This window comes from Dorea sp. AF36-15AT (genome assembly GCF_003477705.1).
Taxonomy (GTDB): domain Bacteria; phylum Bacillota; class Clostridia; order Lachnospirales; family Lachnospiraceae; genus Claveliimonas; species Claveliimonas ammoniilytica.
Genome location: NZ_QUDV01000001.1, coordinates 466,966 through 487,303, shown reverse-complemented (window position 1 = coordinate 487,303; position 20,338 = coordinate 466,966). Strand labels below are relative to the sequence as shown.

18 protein-coding genes are annotated in these 20,338 nt (G+C 43.2%); 1 reads left to right on the top strand and 17 read right to left on the bottom strand.

Annotation, left to right across the window (positions count from 1 at the left end):
* Positions 1-43 precede the first annotated feature (43 nt).
* The 10 genes from DWZ93_RS02230 to DWZ93_RS02185 form a co-directional block, all read right to left on the bottom strand.
* Complete coding sequence (locus DWZ93_RS02230) at positions 44-826, bottom strand: class B sortase (protein WP_055214687.1); 783 nt, start codon at positions 824-826, stop codon at positions 44-46.
* Positions 804-5,189 (bottom strand): SpaA isopeptide-forming pilin-related protein, encoded by a 4,386-nt coding sequence (locus tag DWZ93_RS02225; protein ID WP_118049220.1) that lies wholly within the window; start codon positions 5,187-5,189, stop codon positions 804-806. Before DWZ93_RS02225 ends, DWZ93_RS02230 begins: the two co-directional genes overlap by 23 nt.
* Before the next feature lie 54 nt (positions 5,190-5,243).
* Positions 5,244-5,741, bottom strand: coding sequence for a gamma-glutamylcyclotransferase family protein (locus DWZ93_RS02220; RefSeq protein WP_118049219.1), 498 nt, complete (start codon positions 5,739-5,741; stop codon positions 5,244-5,246).
* A 9-nt stretch (positions 5,742-5,750) separates the two neighbouring features.
* The gene (locus DWZ93_RS02215) at positions 5,751-6,710 is read right to left on the bottom strand and encodes an amidoligase family protein (protein WP_118049218.1); all 960 of its coding nucleotides are present in this window, start codon (positions 6,708-6,710) and stop codon (positions 5,751-5,753) included.
* Between the two features lie 6 nt (positions 6,711-6,716).
* The gene (dcm, locus tag DWZ93_RS02210) at positions 6,717-8,006 is read right to left on the bottom strand and encodes a DNA (cytosine-5-)-methyltransferase (RefSeq protein WP_330417412.1); all 1,290 of its coding nucleotides are present in this window, start codon (positions 8,004-8,006) and stop codon (positions 6,717-6,719) included.
* Positions 8,007-8,086: 80 nt separating this feature from the next.
* Complete coding sequence (locus DWZ93_RS02205) at positions 8,087-8,638, bottom strand: hypothetical protein (protein WP_118049216.1); 552 nt, start codon at positions 8,636-8,638, stop codon at positions 8,087-8,089.
* 155 nt (positions 8,639-8,793) lie between these two features.
* The gene (locus DWZ93_RS02200) at positions 8,794-9,069 is read right to left on the bottom strand and encodes a hypothetical protein (protein ID WP_118049215.1); all 276 of its coding nucleotides are present in this window, start codon (positions 9,067-9,069) and stop codon (positions 8,794-8,796) included.
* The gene (locus DWZ93_RS02195) at positions 9,066-9,974 is read right to left on the bottom strand and encodes a ParM/StbA family protein (RefSeq protein ID WP_118049214.1); all 909 of its coding nucleotides are present in this window, start codon (positions 9,972-9,974) and stop codon (positions 9,066-9,068) included. Before DWZ93_RS02195 ends, DWZ93_RS02200 begins: the two co-directional genes overlap by 4 nt.
* 110 nt (positions 9,975-10,084) lie before the next feature.
* Positions 10,085-10,402, bottom strand: coding sequence for a DUF5720 family protein (locus tag DWZ93_RS02190; RefSeq protein WP_118049213.1), 318 nt, complete (start codon positions 10,400-10,402; stop codon positions 10,085-10,087).
* Between the two features lie 60 nt (positions 10,403-10,462).
* On the bottom strand, positions 10,463-10,864 hold the full coding sequence (locus DWZ93_RS02185; RefSeq protein ID WP_118049212.1) for a hypothetical protein: 402 nt from the start codon (positions 10,862-10,864) through the stop codon (positions 10,463-10,465).
* A gap of 118 nt (positions 10,865-10,982) precedes the next feature.
* Here DWZ93_RS02185 and DWZ93_RS02180 point away from each other — a divergent pair, with 118 nt between their 5' ends.
* Positions 10,983-11,219 carry a helix-turn-helix domain-containing protein gene (locus DWZ93_RS02180; RefSeq protein ID WP_044961784.1) on the top strand — a complete coding sequence of 79 codons (237 nt, stop codon included), beginning with the start codon at positions 10,983-10,985 and terminating at the stop codon, positions 11,217-11,219.
* Positions 11,220-11,293: 74 nt separating this feature from the next.
* On the opposite strand, the gene DWZ93_RS02175 is transcribed toward DWZ93_RS02180, so the two are convergent.
* The 7 genes from DWZ93_RS02175 to DWZ93_RS02135 form a co-directional block, all read right to left on the bottom strand.
* A complete protein-coding gene (locus DWZ93_RS02175) occupies positions 11,294-11,830 on the bottom strand; it encodes a hypothetical protein (RefSeq protein WP_118049211.1) in 537 nt (178 codons plus the stop codon).
* A 188-nt stretch (positions 11,831-12,018) separates the two neighbouring features.
* Positions 12,019-12,645 (bottom strand): hypothetical protein, encoded by a 627-nt coding sequence (locus DWZ93_RS14915; RefSeq protein WP_243008125.1) that lies wholly within the window; start codon positions 12,643-12,645, stop codon positions 12,019-12,021.
* A gap of 52 nt (positions 12,646-12,697) precedes the next feature.
* Complete coding sequence (locus tag DWZ93_RS02160) at positions 12,698-14,008, bottom strand: hypothetical protein (protein ID WP_118049210.1); 1,311 nt, start codon at positions 14,006-14,008, stop codon at positions 12,698-12,700.
* An 804-nt stretch (positions 14,009-14,812) separates the two neighbouring features.
* On the bottom strand, positions 14,813-15,322 hold the full coding sequence (locus DWZ93_RS02150) for an ABC transporter ATP-binding protein (protein WP_118451867.1): 510 nt from the start codon (positions 15,320-15,322) through the stop codon (positions 14,813-14,815).
* Positions 15,323-15,397: 75 nt separating this feature from the next.
* Positions 15,398-16,552 (bottom strand): sensor histidine kinase, encoded by a 1,155-nt coding sequence (locus DWZ93_RS02145; protein WP_118451866.1) that lies wholly within the window; start codon positions 16,550-16,552, stop codon positions 15,398-15,400.
* Positions 16,536-17,249: a response regulator transcription factor gene (locus DWZ93_RS02140; protein WP_118383758.1), complete on the bottom strand. Its 714-nt coding sequence runs from the start codon at positions 17,247-17,249 to the stop codon at positions 16,536-16,538. Before DWZ93_RS02140 ends, DWZ93_RS02145 begins: the two co-directional genes overlap by 17 nt.
* A 13-nt stretch (positions 17,250-17,262) precedes the next feature.
* Complete coding sequence (locus DWZ93_RS02135; protein ID WP_118451865.1) at positions 17,263-20,328, bottom strand: glycoside hydrolase family 2 TIM barrel-domain containing protein; 3,066 nt, start codon at positions 20,326-20,328, stop codon at positions 17,263-17,265.
* Positions 20,329-20,338 lie beyond the last annotated feature (10 nt).

The window sequence follows — 20,338 nt, the reverse complement described above, 5'->3', positions numbered from 1 at the left end:
CAGAGACCGGAAGAAAGTTCCCGTCTTTGAACATTTTTCCCCTTTAAGACCCCGCTTTTACTGCCACAAGAATATTCCGGGCTTGCTTCCACTCATAAGAGCAGGTCACCAGCGTCAGAGTTTCCTCACAACCTATGCCATCTACCCCTGTTTCAAACAATGCTACCTCTTTTGCCTGCTGTACATAAGCCTCCAATTCCTGTGGACTCTGAAAAGATGTCCTCTGAAAGTCGAACATGGACACATCGGCTTTCAAAACTGCCGCTATCCGGTACTCCTCCATTCCTTCCGGTGTCTGAAAGAACACCCTGGGATGTGCTTTCCAATACTCATAGGAGGAGTACTGATCCAGATTCCCGAACATTGCCCCGCTGTTCATGTTGTGACCGTAGATGGTCAGATTCCCCGATTCTCCCAGAATACAGTCTGCCTGGAGGAACAAACTTCCATTGATGTCGTAGTTTCCCTGGTAATCCCTCCGCAGATAATACTCCGGTTCTTCCGGGCTGCTCTGCAATACCGGATAATCGATGCCACTCTCCGGGATTGTAAGCCAACCCCGAACATCCGGATACTGACTCTGTAGGAAGCGGAGGTCAACGGCAGACACTTCCGGTTCTCTTCCAGCCTGTTCCTCTTTTTGTGTTGGAGAGCCCCCGCCCGGAGGAAATACCTCCGGGAAGTGGGATTTTAAGTCCTCCACCAGTTCCCGGTTCTGCCGGGGGATGATAACAAAATCATAATAAAGCAACGCTGCACTCATCATGCAAATGGCACACAACATCACCTGCAACATCCACAGCCTACTCTTCTTTTTTCGTTTCATCTGCTTTTTCTGTCTTTCCATGTTTCTTCTTATAAATCATGGTTGCCATGAGTCCGGCTGCTGATGCTCCCAGAAGAACAAACAGCAGGATTGGTTTCCAGTGGTCATCCCCTGTCTGCGGTACACCCGGTGTTTCCGGTGTTCTTGCATCTTTCATTTCCACCTTCTGGATTTCCATGGTATCTTCCAATGTGAATTTCACATCTTCTGCAATCTCATAGCCTTCCGGCGCTGTGATCTCGCGCAAAGTCAGTTCTTCCCCTACCGGAAGTTTCTCTACCAGATGAGGCTTTCCATCCGTTACCCACTCTTCCAGAATCTCACCCTCTTTATTTAAGATCTGCAGCTTGGCACCTTTCAGTTCTTCGCCTGTGGTAATATCCGTCTTGGAAATTTCTACTTTAGAATAATCATCCTTCATCTCCACCTTGGTCACACTGCCATCTTCTTTTACTTCAAACTCGATATCTTCTGCAGATACATAGCCCTCTACATAAGGCGGCAGTTCTTCGTGAAGGATATACGTTCCTTCTGGCAATCCATAGACTACGTGCGGTTCTTTTGTACTGATCCACTCTTCTACGATGTTGCCCTCTTTATCGATGATCTGAAGCTTCGCGCCTTCCAGTTCTTCCCCGGTTGTTGCATCAGTTTTCGTAAATTGGCTCTCAGTCGGCTGGTTTTCCACTTCTTTTGTCAGCTTGATTTCTGCAAGGTTCTGGTCTGTGTAAGAGGCATCCATCTCCCAGATTTCTTCATTTGGAAGATATCCCGGTTTTCTCACTTCCTCTTTTACATAATATTTTCCATGATACAGGTCGCTGTCAAAGGTAAGCTGCCCGTTTTCATCCGTTGCTTTCTTCTCCAAAAGCGTATCTTTTTCTACAAGAACCTCACCCTGCTGAGACAGAATATCTTCTTTTGCGTACAGTCCGAAAATCACACCTTCCAGTTTTTCTTCTGTGACTGCATCTTTTTTCTCTACAGAAATGGAAATCTTCTGTCTTTCATTTTTATAGGCAACGCCTTCATAAACGACAGCCTGCGTATCATCCTTTGCAGTCAGGGTAAATTCCTTCTGTTCCGGATTCAGTACGAAATGGTCGCCTGCCACCGTTTCTTTCAGATAATAAGAACCCAATGGAAGATTGTTCACTACTGCTTTTCCTTCTTTATCTGTCACCAGGGTTGCTACCAGATCATCTTTTTCATAACGGATGATCGGATTTCCCTGTTCATCCTTTGCTCCGTCTGGAGAATAAATCGTATCCTTTGCGTACAGTTCAAAAGTTGCCCCTTCCACACCGGATTCTTCATATACAAAGTCATGGAACACCCCGGTATCAGTATCCTCTCCGGTTACTGCATCTTTGATCTTTCCTGCCAGTCTTTTTGCCTTTGCAAGCAGGGAATCTCCCTTCACTTCTACTGGCTGTTCTCCGGTTTTCGTTAGTGTCAGGCTTCCCACCTGCTCATCGTTTGACTGCTCGACTTCCACAATGACTGCTCCGGTATCCGGATCGATCTGATGGGCAGTATCAGAAGAAACGGTAATCACGATTCCCTCTTTGGCATTTTCTTTGTAACTGCCTTTTTCGGTCACTTCTAGTGGAGAAATTACAGTTTTCCCTTCATACAAGGACATTTCATACCCCTGTCTTACAAATCCTTCCGGCGCTTTCACTTCTTCAATCCGGTAGGTGGAACATTTCAGTTCTTCCGGTGTGACCAGATAGCCTTCCTCATTGGTCTTAAAAATGCTAATCGTTTCTTTCTTCGGATAGAATACGGTCTGCTCTACATATTCCTCTTTTTCCATATCAAAGATTTTATAGGAAGCGCCTGCTTTTAAAACCGGATTTCCTGTCTGTGCATCCTTTTTCACAATCTTTAATAAAAATTCAAACGGACGGTCATCGAACACACGCCATACCATTGGTTCTCTGCTGTCCTCATCAACCTTCACCAAAAACGGATCAATGGCTTTCAAATTCTCCGGTACGGTGCTTTCCTCTACTACATAAAGACCATACGGAAGTTCCGGGCTAAGGGCATATCCCTTTTTATCGGTAAGAAGTTCCGGCACCGGGACAGCCTTGCCATCCACATAGGTCACTGCCACCTCTTCTTTGCTAAAATCATACCCACGGAAATCTTCCGCAGTAAACTGATCTCCATGGGATGGCTGTAGTTCCCCGCTCTTTACTTTGGACAGGCTGCTGACTAAATACACTTTAAATCCTGCACCTTCCACAAGCTCTGTTTCTGTCTGGTCTCCATCTTCGCTGATCTTGATGAGCTGGAACGCCTGTTTCTTCACCTGCTCCTGTACAGTCAGATCTCTAGTTACCTCTGCTACTTCCTGACCTTCATAGGTAAGATCCACGTTATATTCTGTAGGATCTGCCGTATAACCTTCCGGCGGAGTAATCTCTTTCACATACATTTTTCCCAGATACAGTTCAGAAAAATCTAAAGTAGCATCTTCCTTGATCACATCCTGCGCGATGAGACTGTCTTTTTTAAACAGAACTCCCGTCTTTCCGTCCGGGTGGACAATATCCTCTCTGGCATACAGACCATACACGGCTCCTGCAAGGGAGCTGTCTCCCTGTGAGAGAAAGTTCTGCGTCTCCTTATCAATCTTTTTGATATGGACAGCGCCTTTTACCCTCTCATCGGTTGCAGTGATCGTAACCGTCTTTCCGGCTTCCACATCCACCTTATGGATCACATCACTCTGTGCATACTTGTCCGGAGCCTTGATTTCCTTCACATATACGGTTTTAATGGCTGCCTCAAAGTAATCACTGACTGCCTTTCCATCCTCCCCGGTGGCCGGCATTTCCATCAACAGATGCTCACATTTGCTGTCTGTATAAATGCCATAGACTGCACCATCCAATGAGTTCTTGGTATCTGCATCTTTTTTGAGAAGTTCAATCCTTGTCATCTCCAGCCAGTCTACGGTAAAACTTACCGGATTGGCTTTCTCCGATTCAAAGACTCCAATATCCTGATTGCTGTTTCCTGTGGATAACACCAGTGTTCTCCAAGTCTCTCCCACAGAACCATGCAGCTCCCCGGAGGAATAGGTTCCGGTATGAAGCATTGGGGCAGTCAGATAAAAGGTATCCCCGCCATAGATTTTTAACACACCATTCTCTGCGGAAGTTCCCTTTGTCTTGTTATAAATGGTGATATCTTTTGGTACGGTAACGGAAATATAATTTCGATGATCCCCGGACAATGTGATATCCGGTGTTTTCTGCACATTTCCATCACGGACTGCTTTTACGGATGTTTTAGAAAGAGAAATCTCTCCTTTCGGCGGTTCTTCCATAGCAAACAGATGGTCAATATAAGCGATCACCCCTGCTTTTACCAGGTCCTCATACTTGCATCCCGTAAATCCTGCCTCACCTGCGTAAGCATAACTGGCTGCGATATGGGTATATACATATTTCTCTTCCGCACTTTTCCCGGACAGGTAACTACCTGTAATATCCCCGGCGCCGCCATAACCATAATACAGCACTTTCTGCAGGTTCTTATTGCTGTCAAGCACCTGTGCTACATAATCTCCACTCGGCGGTGAAGAACGATGGGATTCCAGACAATAGGCAATCTTTCCATTCACCGTAAACCAGCAGGTCAGATAATTTCCAATATAACTTGGATAGTAAATGGTCTCTCCTTTTTCCAGATGTACCGTTTCTCTTGCAGTAAAGGTATTCTCTGCACCGGAAAACATCATCACTTCCCCATCCTCAATCTTTTCTTCCAGTTCCCTTGCTGCCTGTGCATCTGCATCTTCCCCGGATACCGTTACTTCCACATCCAGGATCTCCTGCACAGGCGTCTCCGAATCTTCTTCGGATTTCGTATCCTCTTTCTGTTTCTGCCCACCGTTTTCTTCTGCATGGGCCTGTCCTTCCGTATCCGTCAGGATAATCTTACGAGTAACGGAATAGCTGTCACGCGCATCTTTTGGCACAACCCAGTAAGTTGCAACATAAGTACCTGCCTGGTCTGGATGATACGCACTGCCATCCTCTGCTTCGATACGTTCCAAAGTCACATCCTCTTTTTCTGGATCATACTGAATCCCTTCCATGCAGGTCTCTGCCATAAATTCCTTGTCGGAAACATCTTTGGTGATATCCTCTGCAGTCACTGTCTGCTCAGAAATTTCCGACACCGGATGCTCCGATTCTGTCTTACTTTCTTTTTCTGTCACAGCATTCTGTGAAATTTCACGTTCTGCCGCATGGACATCCGCCAAATTTCCAAGCGGACTAAGGCCCATGAGCAATGCGAGCCCGAAGGCTGCAAGTCTTGTTTTGATATTTCTGCTCTTCATTGCATTCTCCTTTTTTCGTTAAAAATACCGCAGAGGCTTTCCCCTGCGGCTTTGTTATCTGCTGACTTCTGTTTTCTTTTGGCTGGGTTTCTGTCTGCCCACTTCCTCCCGGACACGCTTTAACGCATCGGTCACCGAGCGGCTGGAAATCCCATTTTGATGACAGCCTTCCACGATCCCCATAAAATAAAGATCCGAGGGGATAGCAGGCTGATCCTTATAGGGTGCATTCATGGTATATGCCATGACTTCCCGTTTCACACCATCCTTTCCCTGAACAAGAACAGGCTCCTTCCCATACAGATGGGGATATCCTTCATAAAAGTCCAGGCTTTTTTCACACTCCGGTGTGAGTTTCCAAAGCACTCCTTCTACCTGGCTTCCCTCTTCCGGCAGAATAGTAGCAACACCGCTTCCCTTTCCCCTGCCACAGAACGTCAGGCGATACCCGTCCAGCTTGACATTCTCCACAACAGAAGCTGCCGGACAGCGGTACGCCATCTGGTCTAAATTCATGTTACTGCCATAGGCAAAATAATATGTTTCTTTCATCTCTACCTCCTATCGGACATCCTCTGCCCGATGATTTCTATTCAAACATTCATACTGACTGCGGTCATATCTCCACGCCCGATCCCCTTCCAGGTTGACAAGCAGATGTTCTCGGACATTTTTATATTCCGGTCCGATAAGCCCCAACCGCAGTAAAAAGGTACGGAATGTAAACGCAGGATTCTCGGTAATCTCTGTTTTCCGCATCTGGGTACATTTCTGATTGATGGCCTGAGCGGAAATGGCAAGAGCCAGCGTGATATTTGCCCGTACTTTTCCTGCATGGAGGGTACTCTCAAAACATCTCCACTCCAAAGTTCCTTTGGAAAATACTGCATGAAGGTTCAACGCATAGTACCGGGTATCGTCATAATGATCATGGCTTCCATCCCTGCCTCCATACCAGATCTGTTTCAGTTTTTCCATGGAAATGGTGTTGTTTGGCATTCTACGGATTTTTTCCAACACAGTGGGGCGTACTTTCTGACAATAGTTGCTTTCTCTGGAAGTCTGCACTTTCAATGCCTTAAACAGAATATCCTCTTTGGAATACATGATAGTCATAGCATTTTTGAGGCTTCTTGGGGTGTGGTTGAAAGCGTCCACATGAACATGCTGCCCGCAGGACGCATTTACCTTTGCCCCATGATGCCTCAAACACCGCACTACTTCCTGCAGCTTCCCCATCTCTCCATAGGAAAGTTTGGGACTGACCATTTCGGTACTGTATTCACTTCCGGCACGAACCATGCGTCCACGCTCCCTGCGTTCCGTATAGATACTGCCATCATACATAAACTTCCACTTCTTCCCTTCTTGATCTGTCACAGACCAGACTCCATAATACCCACCATCACAAACTGCCCGTGTTCCAAACATCTCCGCGACTACCTCTGCAGCCCTCTGCCTGGTAATGCCTGTCATCTCAATCTCTGTACCGAAGTACTGATCCTGAATTCCAAGTGCCATACTGCCTTACCTCTTTGTCTTTTCATCCTCTGCCCGAATTTCCTCATCTGCCTGCTGAAGAAGTGTTCCGATGGCTTCGATCACGTTGACGGTCACTCCATTTCCCGCCTGTTTATAAAGCTGGCTGTCCGAAGTATCCTGTTCGATACGGTCAATCTGCCAATCATAAAAGCCTTGCAGTCTCAAACATTCCCTTGGCACCAGTTTTCGGATTCTGCCCCGATAGGCAACTCCATGGCGGTCTGTGGCAGTAATTGTGAACATCGGTTCTTCCGGTTCCTTCATCCTCCGGCTATTCTGCCGGGTTTCTTCCCTTCCCGGAGTCAGTACTGCCCTGGCTCCTTCCTCTTTTAGGACACCGGAACATTCCCCTTTGTGATTATGGATGCCGGACTGTCTGGTATTCAGACATCTGCAATGCTCCGTGACAAGAGGCGGCGGCGACAGATCTACAAAATGTAGTGTCCCCTGCTGGATTCCGGTGGTCAGGGTATGGGCAATCTGATGCCCCACACGCCCTCTCCGGGTGTTCATGCCTGCATATCCTAAGTCAATGCTGTCTCCCAGATACGCCATCTTATAACCCTGCTTGGTATTCTCTTTGATAGGCACACCTACCTCATATAATCCGGTTTTTCCACCAACACCTCCCGCTCCGGAAGTCAGGGTACAACTTAACCCTTCGGCTTTGTAGATCCGTTCCCCCTGTCTGCCCGTCTGGACTTGAACAAGAGGCGTTCCATTTGCTGTTGGGAAAGGTAATATTTTTCCGGCACATCTTCGATCAAGATATCCGACAAGATACACCCGCTTTCTGGATTGGGGGACTCCAAAATCCTTGCTGTTAAGCACTTTCCATTCCACACCATACCCCAGCTCAGATAACGTACTGAGGATGGTGTGAAACGTCCTGCCTTTGTCATGCGAAAGCAGTCCGGGAACATTTTCAAGGATGAAATACGCAGGTCGCTTGTCTGCAACCAGTCTGGCAATCTCGAAGAACAGAGTTCCTCTGGCATCTGCAAATCCTTCCCGCTTTCCAGCGATAGAGAATGCCTGGCAAGGAAATCCTGCACACAAAAGATCAAAGTCTGGCATTCGGTCTGTTTCGATTGTTCTTGCGTCATTACAAAACCACTCCCCTTCTGTGTCGAACAGCAATCGGTAGTTCTTATCCGCATAAGCATCCACCTCGCAGTGTCCCACACAGGTAAAACCGCCTGCACGTCTTAACCCTTCCCGGAATCCTCCGATTCCGCTGAATAAATCAAAAAATCGAATGGTTGCGGCTATCAACCTCCTTTGCTGAGAAAAAGCAGGCGGCATGGTTTCTTTTCCACACCGCCTGCAAGTTTTATGGTTCTATTTCTTTGGCATTATGCGATTTCTCCGGTTTCTTCCTCGACTTCTGGCAGTTCCTCTTCTTCATCTGCATCTTCGGGAAGTTCTGGATCTGGTTCTTCCTCGTCCAGTTCTGTGGATGCTTCGAAGCTCTCATCGTCAGGTTCTTCCTCCGCAGTTTCCATCTCTTCGATTCCCTCTTCGGTAATCTCTTCCTCAGCAGTCTCTTCTGTAGACTCTTCCATTCTGTCTGCTTCTGGGGTTTCTTCCTGCTGCTCTAGCTCCTGCCATTTGGTTTCTACCTCTTCCACCGCTTTCTCGATGATGCGGATGATAAAATCTTTCTGTTTGATGCCTTCCTTCGCGACTACCCATTTGACTCTCTGGAATAATTCCTCTGTAACCTGTACTGCTAATGTTCTTTTTTCCATGCTCTCTTCTCCTTTGCCTTCCAGTCTGTTAAAGTGTTCTTCAATCACCTGCCGGATGAATATCTGTGTACTCGTTTCTTTCTCTTCGATCTCGGCTCTTACCTTCTCATGTAATTCCACCGGGATCTTTCCGCATATGTTCTTCATCTCTGCCATCTGCGTTTCTCCTTTCGTTTTGTTATACACAACATACTCCAAAGTTTGAAAGAAAGCTATTCACAATACCCACTAAAGAATCCATGTCAAATGTATGGAAAACCCAAGCAGATCCAACAATGCCATATTTTCTTTGTCCATAGGCCTCACCCCCTTTACTCCTGCTCCATCTGAAATAAAAAATCCAGCATCTGACCGGGAATTTCTTCCTTTTCACATGCTGGCATTCGTTCCATACCGCCACTTTTCAGTTCTTCCCGAACAGTCTCCTGAATCAATTTCCGTAAGGTTTCCCGTTCGTCTTTTTCTAAAATCACATCTACCAGATACTGATTCCTCTGTCCTGCCGGAACTTCCATCAAAATCCGCCACGCTTTTTCATGCTCCGGGTTCTTAAGGTTTGGGCGAAAGGAAAAGACCGGGCGGCTCACAGCGCCCTCATCTGCCCCACAATCCGTTCATATCCGGCTGCGTTGGCATGGATGTCTGTGAGGTAAATCGGGCGGCACAGGCGGTCCTGGGTGCTTACACGGTGCTGAAAAATAGCAGCCCCGCCTCCCATGAAAATGGAAGGAACTGCCCGCAGATCAAAGCCTGCCTCGGTGATCGCAGACAATATCTTTTCAATGTAAAGCCTGCCCTGTTTCTCGATCAAAGACACCACTTCCGCAGGCATGCTGCAGGACTTCCCCTGTAAGATGCGCTCAACCTGTGTCTCTGTTATGGACAGCCCGGTGTTTCTGCGCACCTGTTCCAGAATCTCATCCATACAGCGAATGACACCCAGTTCCAGACTCCTGCAGGTAGCTGCATTGGGAACAGCGTTATCAAGGCGCATCAAGTCCACCGTCCATCCCCCGATATCCACAAGAAGAACAGAGGGTTCATCTTTTAAGTATTCCGGGTAAAGAGCCAGAGCCGAGTATCCCTGGGGGAACAGTTTCACATCCTCAATCTGGATTTCATAGCGTTCCCCTTCGTAGAAAAAGCGGACAGGCTGTTCCTTCCGAAACAGATATTCCTTAAATTTCTGTTTTTCCCTTCCAAACCCAGCAAGGGGAAGCCCGGCTGCAAGAACAACCTTGGCAGTTCTCTCCCCTTTCCGCTTCCGAATCTCTTGTGCCAGTGCAACCAGCGTCAAAAGATAATAATTGTCATTGGCAGTCTTATCCTTCACTAAAGTCTGCCGCCCAGTTCCACACACATAATAAGTGCCTCCGTATTGGAGAACATTCTGCATGGTATAAGGTTCATAGGTGTATCGCATCAGTCCTGTCGGGAAACACACCTGTTTTGTTTTCATGGCATAATACCCATGGTCGATTCCAATGATCATCGCTTACCACTCCCTTCTTTCTCGTTCTATAAAAATTTCCGGTGAAAGAGCTCCCGGACTCGGAGCCATGCTCCTGCAAAGACTTTTTCTTTTCCAGCCTTTTAAGCTTCCTACTCCCGGTCCCGGACAAATGCCTGGGCTGGAAGATAATGCAGCGTCCCCTCTAAAACGAGCGCCTGCTTTTGAAAGCGCAGGACTCCCTGATTCTGCAGATCGATCAATTCACGATACGCTTCCTTGGTCAAAAAATAGCGATGATACTCTCCCTTTTCCCCGAACCCTTCCTTTTGCTCTAACATCAAAAACTCCACCATATATCGGGTATCCGGTGCAAAGCGTTTCTCACACAGGATGTCATCTCCCTTCACTGCCTTCACACCTTCCGATTCCCTGGCGACTGCCAGTAATTCATAAATACTGATACTCACGTTTCCTATCACCTCCCTTCGAAGTCTTTTTCAAATTTTCTGCGAAAAAAAGACAGGCACCTACACGATGTCTGTCTCCGTGGGATCTACCATCCCTTGTTCCTGATACTGTTGTTTTATAATTTGTTCCAGCTGTTTCCGAACTTCCTTATCCGATACCTGGGTGCAAAATTCCTGGAGCCATTGCTCATGCAAATGCTCATCTGCTTCTGTAGGCTCCCAGGACACGATGCTGCAAGTTTCATCATATAGCAATTCCAACTGTTGAAACTGTTCACCAAACTGCCCTGCATATTCATTCCAGATTTCCAGGTTATACAAGTTTAGCCCTAAAAAATCTGTCACATACGTCAGCCTGTCCAAGTCTGAAAATGTCATCTTTTCTTTTCCCAATAAGATTTCCCTGTCACGCTTTCCGCATAAAAACAGGAAAGCAAACTGCTCCATATCCTTTTGGTGCATACCCATCACCCTTCTTGTAAATAATTCCTTATTACGAAACATTATAAAAAGTGAAACCAGTAAAATCAATATAAAGTTTCTTTATTACGAAACATTCAAGAAATGAAAGGACTTTATCATGCAGAAAATCAGACCAGATATGGATATCGGTAAAAATATACAATCCATCCGTTATGCGAATAAACTCACTCAGGATCAGGTCATTGCAAAATTGAACCTGATGGGAATTTCTATGTCCAAAAGCACCTATGCCAAACTGGAAACCAACCGCATGAATATCAAGATATCGGAACTTGTTGCCCTTGCTAAAATCTTCCACACCGATATCAATGCATTCTTTTCCGGGCTTCTCTAAAATGGAAAGGATAAATGACCCTATTTTCTACCAATTTTATCTACTAATGGATTTTTCATACTTATAAATTTACTTTATTTATCAATCTTTTTCCATTTCCAACGATTTTCTATTTCTTCTTCCAACGCTCTATCGCCGTTCCCTTTATTAACTTGTATTGCAGACAAATCACGGCAAAGATTCACAGCATCTCTATCTTCAATAAAATTGAATGTTCCTGGCAATTTAGTATATTCCATTCCTGCAATATTAATATCTTTACTTATTCTTACAGCACCACACCGTTCTAAAGATTCTTCTGCAGTAATATTTTCAGTATCTCTTATTCCCCACACTTTTAATTCATCATAATCGGGTTCAAATCCGCCTTCATCTGGTAAATCTATTTTGAATATATAAACATATGATTTCTTATCCGCTACATCTGAGAGTGCAATATTCCCATAAAAATATGCAGTATGTAAATTTCGTGTCAGATAGACAAAACCATCTGTTGTTCCGTCGATAACATCTCCATAGCCCTTATAATTTCTTTCAATTCGGCACTTTATTTTCCCTTCTTGAAAAATCTTCTCTGCATGTTCTAATGTTGTTCCATGATATAATATCATTTTGTTTCATCTCCATTTCTATAATTATTTACTAAAGATTACAACAAATACCTTGTTTACAAAACGCTTCACCTAAATATACCCTCTCTTCAACATCAGCATAAAAATACTTTAGAAAAGCCTGTATTCTGATATGTGCTCCTTTACCAGATATACAATAAATGGGGCGCATATCAAATTTCCTTATTTTAAGTAGCACGTTTAGAGTCAGCAACTTTTATTAAAAGACTATTTTGAAGCTGCAGATAATGAAGAAATGCATCCGCTGCTTCTAATAAAATTACATTTGCTTTTTCATTCAACGGAAGTCCTATTGTAAATTCAACATGATAATTATCAGCTTCAGATGCTGTAGCACTAGCATGAAAAGCTTTACTGGACAAATGAATGTATCCCGAAGAATTATCATATACATTTTTTAGATACTTATCGTATTCTGCCAATCTTTCTTTCAATACTACATCCTTCATCTTTCTCCCTTGGTTATCCTTAATATTTCTTATCTTTTCTCCTTTCAAAAATGCATCTATGAATTCAGTGCGATCCTCCGCAATAAATGCAGCAAAAACTCTCATACAATTATCTACTTGTGTTCGGACTAAAATTCCTGCACAAGTCAAATTTCTCTGTTTCAGCATTTCTATCATTCCATCCAATAATCCCATACTTCGATCAATCGCTGACGTAAAAAATAAATCTTCTTTGTACAAAACATCTCCAATAATTGCTACTGCCAATTCTTTCATATTTTGTCTGGCACTGCGAAAATCTGTCAATCTCTTTTCCAATTCCTTCATATATTCTTCATTCTTCATAGTTTGCTCGCTCCTATTAACATAAATTCTATGTTAAGATTTTTCTAATTTGTTACCCCATTTTAATTATCATTGTGTCATCTATAAATTCAACAGTATACCCTGCATCAGCAATTCCCTTTAATATTGCAGAAAGAAATGCTGTTGTATAGCCTAGTTCTTTAATAAACATTTCTACATTATTAACCAAATAATATTCTTTGCCATTTATATCTCTACATATTTCTACTGTATCTAAACTTTTAAACCTATTTATTACTACTTCAAAATACCGTACAGTTTCAAATATAGTTTTTATTCTTTCTATAGTATTTAACAACTCTTTTTCGTTGTTTGGATATTGCAAAACATAATGTTCCATGTATATCTTAAAAATATTTGATAACTCCTTTTGCTTCATCATATCAAAATATATTTGTTCAAAATATTTAAATACAAAGCTTCTATTCAAATAAGGCCTTGTAAATTTATATTGATCCGTATGTTTCCTTTTCATTTTGATATATATTTCTTCTATAGCAACACATCTTTCTTTCAAATCATGTGACAAATCATTTCCATTTTCTCCTGAACTAAGAAAAAAGTTTTCTTTTCTCCCTATTTGTACTTTATTTAATAGAGAAAACTTCATGGAAATTTCAAGATAAAGCTTTACTATTTCTTTCATATCACGTTTATCTCTCAAACTCACATACAATTGTTCTATCTCATCCGAAATCTCATCAGGTATAAAAACCTCTTCTTTACGTATTCCATTCCATTCCAAGCAATATTTTTCCATAATAACACTATAACCAATCCACTGACACAAATCATACATAAATCTATAAGTTCGTTCTTCTGATTCGTTATAATAATTGTATTCCATCATATAAGAATAATTTTCAAACAATTTCTTAATATACTCTTTTACAGTAATATATTTATCGTAATGCCAAAGTGATTTTTTCTCAGAAAAATCATTCCACTTTAGCCCATCAATCTGTCCAAGGTTTTTAGCGAATGCAATCTGAATAGCATGATATTCAGTTAGACACTTTGCCCCCAAGCCATAATTTACTGTAGTATCCCAAATATGAGTAAACTCATGAAACAGGATTACTTTCAAATAATCTGGCAGTTTTTTCCCTAAAAACTTCTGATTAATCTTTATTTGTATATTACTTAAATCCGTCTTTACACAAGCATCAATACCTTTCATATATAGTATCTGAATTTCTTTTATTTCTGGTAATCCTTGAACACCAACATACCTCTTAAAATTTTCATATTCCTCATACAAAACTTTTTTTAGTTGAAATTCATTATCTTCTCTGCGTTTTTTCAATTCTTTGTCAGATAAAAGTCTAAAATTTCCCTCCATTATTTCCGCTCCATTCTTCACATACGCTTTCAAATATCATATCTTTTCTATTATATATACCTTTACAACACCCACATCTTGACTAATAATTTTACTATTCTGATAAAATCAAACACCACTCTCATCACAAAAAATTACGTTTGTCTGCACTATTAATATATGTGCAATACAACTATTACATAAAGTATATCATATTTGCAGGGCATTTTATCTTACTATTGAATTAATCTTAAATCTTCCATACGAATATAAGTTCCACAAATTAGCTTTAAACGAAAAATCTTTTCTATAAATAAATTTGGTCTTAAATGGGAATTTTATGGCAAATTAATTTTCATTATATTTTCTCCTCAGATTCAATCTCATTAATTACAATTATACACCAAGCAATCTGATTGTAAAACTAATAACAAGCCTTCTCAGACTTATGCGCATTGCATTTTCTAACAACTAGCTCGGCATCGAAAAGAATAATTTTTCTGACGATCCACCCCGTATTCCTCCGCCAATTCTTTTATCGTTTCATAGGCTTTTCCATTATAGTGATACGTCATCCAATTACCTCCCACATCAGTATACCTTTCCCATCTATAAAAGCTATTCACACATACCAACAAAATATCTCTTATAAATCTATCTATTATTGACAATAAAAAACCTGCTACAAGGATGTCTTTCCTCATACCAGATATTAATACTTTCTTCCTACTCCATACACATTTTTTCTCATTACTTGTGTATCATGTACCTATATTGTCATATAATCCTACTGTGTACACTCTATGTACAGTAAGCACATGGGGTTCAGTTTACATCAGCGAGGATGATCTCCGGTTTCGCTGCCATTGCTCTTGCAATTGCCACTCGCTGCTGTTCACCGCCAGACAGTTCTTCCGGATAATCCATGCGTCTCTCCCACAGTCCTGCCCGCTCCAGAATCTGCTGAATATAATCCCTGTCCGGATTTTGATGTGCGATATACAGTGGCATGCAGACATTATCCCAGATCGTATATTCCGGAAGAAGCTGATATTTCTGAAATACAAAGCCGATAGAACCCTGGCGCATCTTACACCGCTCCTGCATGGAAAGTGTCTGGATCTCCTTCTCTCCGATCCACACTTTTCCTTCATCTGCATCTTCCAGTGTTCCTGCAATTTTCAGAAAGGTGGATTTACCCGATCCGCTTCGTCCCATGATTGCCACAAACTCTCCACGCTCCGCAGTAAAATCAAGATCTTTCAATGCCTGAATGCTCTTTAGTCCAAGCTGATAACTCTTGCTTACATGTTCCATTCGAATTATTGTATCCATATATCCACACCTCCCTGATCTGTCCTTCTGACTCAGATTATAAAGCACGTATCTTACTGTTCTCTTAATCTTATCTTACAATTCTGTAAGATTGCTGCCGGCGTCTTTCGCTGTAAATATAGGCAGCAGAATCTGAAATGTCGTTCCTGTCTCATCCGATTCTAATACGCGTACGGTTCCCTGATGCATACGAAAGATTTCACGCGACAGATGGAGTCCAATGCCAAAACTGTCTTTTTTATCTCCATCGGTCTGATAAAAACGGTCAAATATCTCTTCACGCTGATCCATCGTTATCTCTGCTCCGCTGTTATAGATACGGATATCATATTGCCCGTTTGAAACGTCCAGCGTCATACGTATCTGCCCGTTTTCCGGTGTATGCTCTGTGGCATTTTTCAATAAGTTTTTAAATGCCTCCCTGATCCAGAATGCATCACATGATAACATAGTTTCTTCAGGGATTTCCTGTTGAAAATCGATACTTTTCGCCGCCCTCAGTGGCTCTACTGCATCTACTGACTCATTAAGAAGTTCCGACAGATTCTCTTTCTTCTTTTTCATCCATATCTTTCCGGAATCAATTTGCGCAAGCCGGAGCAGTGATGCCGTCATGTCTGACATACGCTCCAGCTGGTTAATGCATTGCCCCAGTCTTCTCTGTCTCTGCTCATCTGCTTCCATATCCTGCAGATACTCTAGTCCAAGCATCATTCCTGCCGTCGGAGTTTTCAACTGATGAGCAATATTCTCCATATAGGCTCCCATCTTCTCACGTTCTTTTATCACGTAATCTTTTTCTTCCTGCAATCTGGTCCGCTCTTCTTCCCGTATCTGTTCTGCATATTTTTCGGCTCTCACAGCATTTTTCCTGCACCGGTAACAATCATATGCCATTCCTGTCAGACAGAGCATTACTGTCATCACAACATACCAATTTCTACCATAAGATATAATCGTCTGGTAAAGGTTATCCTCACCTGTCTTTTCAAGTCCTGCATCCCGTATGCTCTGCAATCCGCTCTGATAATCTTCCTCCTGAAATTCACCAAAAATGGCAGTCTCAACATCTGTCTGATGTTCCAGGCTGCCAACAAGCGATATCATCCGGGAAGTATACATACTTCCCAGACGATACTGATATGCACAGAAAATAATCATTATCGTTCCAAAGATAACGAGCCATTTTCCTGTGATTTTTAACATGTCTTTTTTAGAAAAATGATCCATACACAACCTCGGTTCTGTCTGTCCACCGATATCCAAGTCCTCGTCTGGTCTCTATCGGCACAGGCTCTGAATCGACTGTCAACTTGCTGCGAATCCGGTTCATATACACTGACAATGCATTATCATCCACGTCATGATCATTGTTCTCCCAAATCAGATCCAAAAGTTTCCCCCGTGTGACCAGACCAGGAGCATTATTTATCAAACTATATAAAATGCGGTATTCCGTCAGCGTCAGGTCTGCCGCGCGGTCATTCACATACACGGTGTGGCTGTTCAAATCCAGAAAAATATGTCCGCTCCGGATACCTTCTGGTCTCATCTGCTGAGTTTGATTCGAATGCTTCAGCAGGGATTTGATGCGTGCAAGCAGCTCCAATGTCCGAAACGGCTTCACCACATAGTCATCACCGCCTGCTTCAAGTCCTTCGACAATATAGCTTTCATTGTCATACGCTGATAGAAACAAAACCGGATTCTCCGTAGCGGTTCTGATTTTCCGGCAAAGAGAAATCCCGTTGCCATCCGGCAGCTTCATATCCAGAATATACAACATATACGTATACTCTTTTATCTTCTTCTCTGCCTCTTCACAGGTCGCTGCCACATCCGTTTTCCAGTTACGTAGCTGCAGTGCATCCACAATTCCCTGACAGATCATTTCATCATCTTCTACGATCAGAATAGTATCCCGCATCAGTCGTCCTCCACTACTTTTCTATCATTGTACCATACAATGGATTCAGATTCATTTCAAATGTAAATCTCTCTTCATCGAACCGATACTTCTCTTTCAGTCTCGGTCCACAGCTCTGCGATCCGATTCCATTCTGTTTATAGTCCAGACACAACACGGTACTTCCGCATGGTACAAGCTCATAATTATGCGCTTTTTCCGTCAGTTCTTCCTGCGTATACTCAGATACGTTAAATGCGAATGACTGTGCACCATATGCAACAATTCCAAGTACGCTTCCTTTCACGATCACGTAATCGCAGTCTGCATGGCTTCCGTTTTCCTGTGGACGGATATAATCCTCATGCTGATCCGTTATGCTGCCCGTATAAATTCCATGACTGCCTGCTTTGCATTTATCGATATAACTTTCCTCTGGTCCTACGCCGTAATATTCCAACTGATCCATATCCTTTTTCAGGAACAGACGCAGACCAAATCTCGGAAGTTCCGGCAGCTCCGGATTCTTCACGACATCCATTTTTACCGATATTCTTCCATCCACATCGATTTTCCAGACTGTATCGATATCCATGAGTCTCTGTACTGTGATTGCAAGCAGTGCCATCTTACTGTGGATTTCTACTCCGGCATCGGTCACTGCATACTCCGTGGTGTAGGCTCTCGTTGTTGTCTGATGATACCTTGCTTTCTGCCATTCTACGCGGATAATCCGATCGTTGTCCGTCGGTGCCCGCCATACATTCACTTCCGTTGGTCGATCCAGTAATACTTTGCCATCCGCCTCCAGTTGCTCAAAGATTCCGTGAAGCTTATCGTAGGTATAACAGAAACGCGCACCTTTCACGATCAGCTGCCACTCTGTTTCTTCCACTTCTATCGCTTCGGCATTTTCTATATTACTGTTAAGCCAGTCTGTAACTCTTCGATTGTTTCCATCTACATTTTCCAGTAATATCTCGTCAAATCCGAGTTCATACCCCTGACTGCGGAATGCATCTGCATGTTTCAATTGATAGGTCAATTTTAAATAAACCCTGCCCTTCTCCGGCACATTGACAGGTAACTGTACGTTTCCTGTCTGATGCGGACGGATTGCCGGAACATCTGTCAGATCCAGTTGTCCGGATTCAACGAGTGTCCCATCGCAACTCACCTCATATACTACGTCCACATACTCCTGAAGACTCAGATAATTCATCTCATTTTTCAGGAGCACTATCCCTTCCGTCTGGTTATATTCCACCACACGGACAGGTCTGTGCACATTCTTATATTCTAAAAGTCCCGTGTGTGGTGTACGGTCAGGATATATCATTCCGTCCATACAGAAATTACCGTCATTCGGATATTCACCATGATCACCGCCGTAGTAGTAAATCTCCTTTCCATTCTCCGCCGTTCCTTTGTAAATAGCATGATCGCACCATTCCCAGATAAATCCGCCACAGAGACAGTCGTATGTCTCAATCATTTCAAAATAATCTTCGTAATCTCCGGCTCCATTTCCCATAGAGTGGCAGTATTCGCACAGGATCATCGGCTTATCAGGTTCAGATTCACAGTATTCTTCCACCTGCTCATAGAGCGGATACATTCTGCTGTAGAGATCCAGATTGGAATAATCATATCTGCGCTTTTTCCCTTTGTGCAAAGCACCTTCATAATGTGTAAGTCGACCTGGATCATACGCTTTCGTCCATGCAAGCGCTTTCTCGGTTGTACAGCCGTAACCGCTTTCATTGCCCATCGACCAGATAACTACGCATGGTCTGTTTTTATCACGCTCTATCATTTTCTTCACTCTGTCCAACACTGCTTCTTCATATTCCGGATTATCCGTAATCAGCTCATTCCATCTGCTCGTCCGCTCCTCACGGGTGTCATTTTTATAATACAGATTCATCGTTCCATGACTCTCATAATCTGCTTCATCGATCACGAAAAATCCGTATTTATCACACATCTGATAAAACATCGGTGCATTCGGATAGTGGCTGGTGCGGATTGCATTGATATTATGCTGCTTCATCAGCTCCAGATCCTTCTTCATCTGGTACACGCTGATGGCAAATCCTGTTACCGGATCGGAATCATGGCGGTTCACACCGCGGAACTTCACAGGTGCCCCATTGATATAGACGATGCTGTTCTCGACATGGATCTCCCGGATTCCAATATATTCTGCGATCACCTCATGTTCCGTCTCCAGAACCAGGGTGTAGAGATACGGCTGTTCACTGTTCCACAACACAGGATCATCGATTACCAGCTCAATCTCATTTTCAAATGTTATTTCGTGAATCAGACAGTTATCTGCCGTGTATACTCTTGCAGTTACAGGAATCACCTGATCCAGATAACTGGTCTGAATCTGTATCTTCCCCTTTCGACCATCTGCTTCCGGCACTGCATGGATCGTGTAATCGTAAATGCACTGCTTCGGGCGTTCTAATAAATACACATCCCGAAAGATTCCCGACATACGGAACTTGTCCTGATCTTCTAGATAACTTCCGTCACACCATTTCAACACCAGAACAGCCAGCGTATTTTCTCCTTCTGCGATCTGATCTGTGATATCAAATTCATTCAAAGAATGCGACACCTGACCATAACCCACGTATGTTCCGTTCAGCCACACATAAAAGCAGGAATCCACGCCTTCAAATTCCAGATACACTTTTGGCGCATCTGCATTCGTTTTGTACGGAAACTTATGAATGTATGCCCCGCACGGGTTATCTAACGGTACATAAGGAGGGTCCACCGGAAATGGATAATCGGATTCGATATACTGATGAGGCTCATAACCGTAATTCTGCCATACGCCCGGTACCGGAACCGTATCATATTCTTCTACTGGATAATCTGTCTTGTAAAATTCATCCTGCAGATCATAGATGCTCTTATAATAAAGGAACTTCCAGTTACCATTTAACGATTGCAGACGATCTGACTGTTCTCTGTGTTCGATCAGATTGTCCATCCGCTTTGATGCCGGAACATAGTATGCCCGGTTCGGCATGGTATTCTCGTGCAGCATATGAGGGTCTTCGTAGTAATGTGGTATGATCATAGGTCTTCCT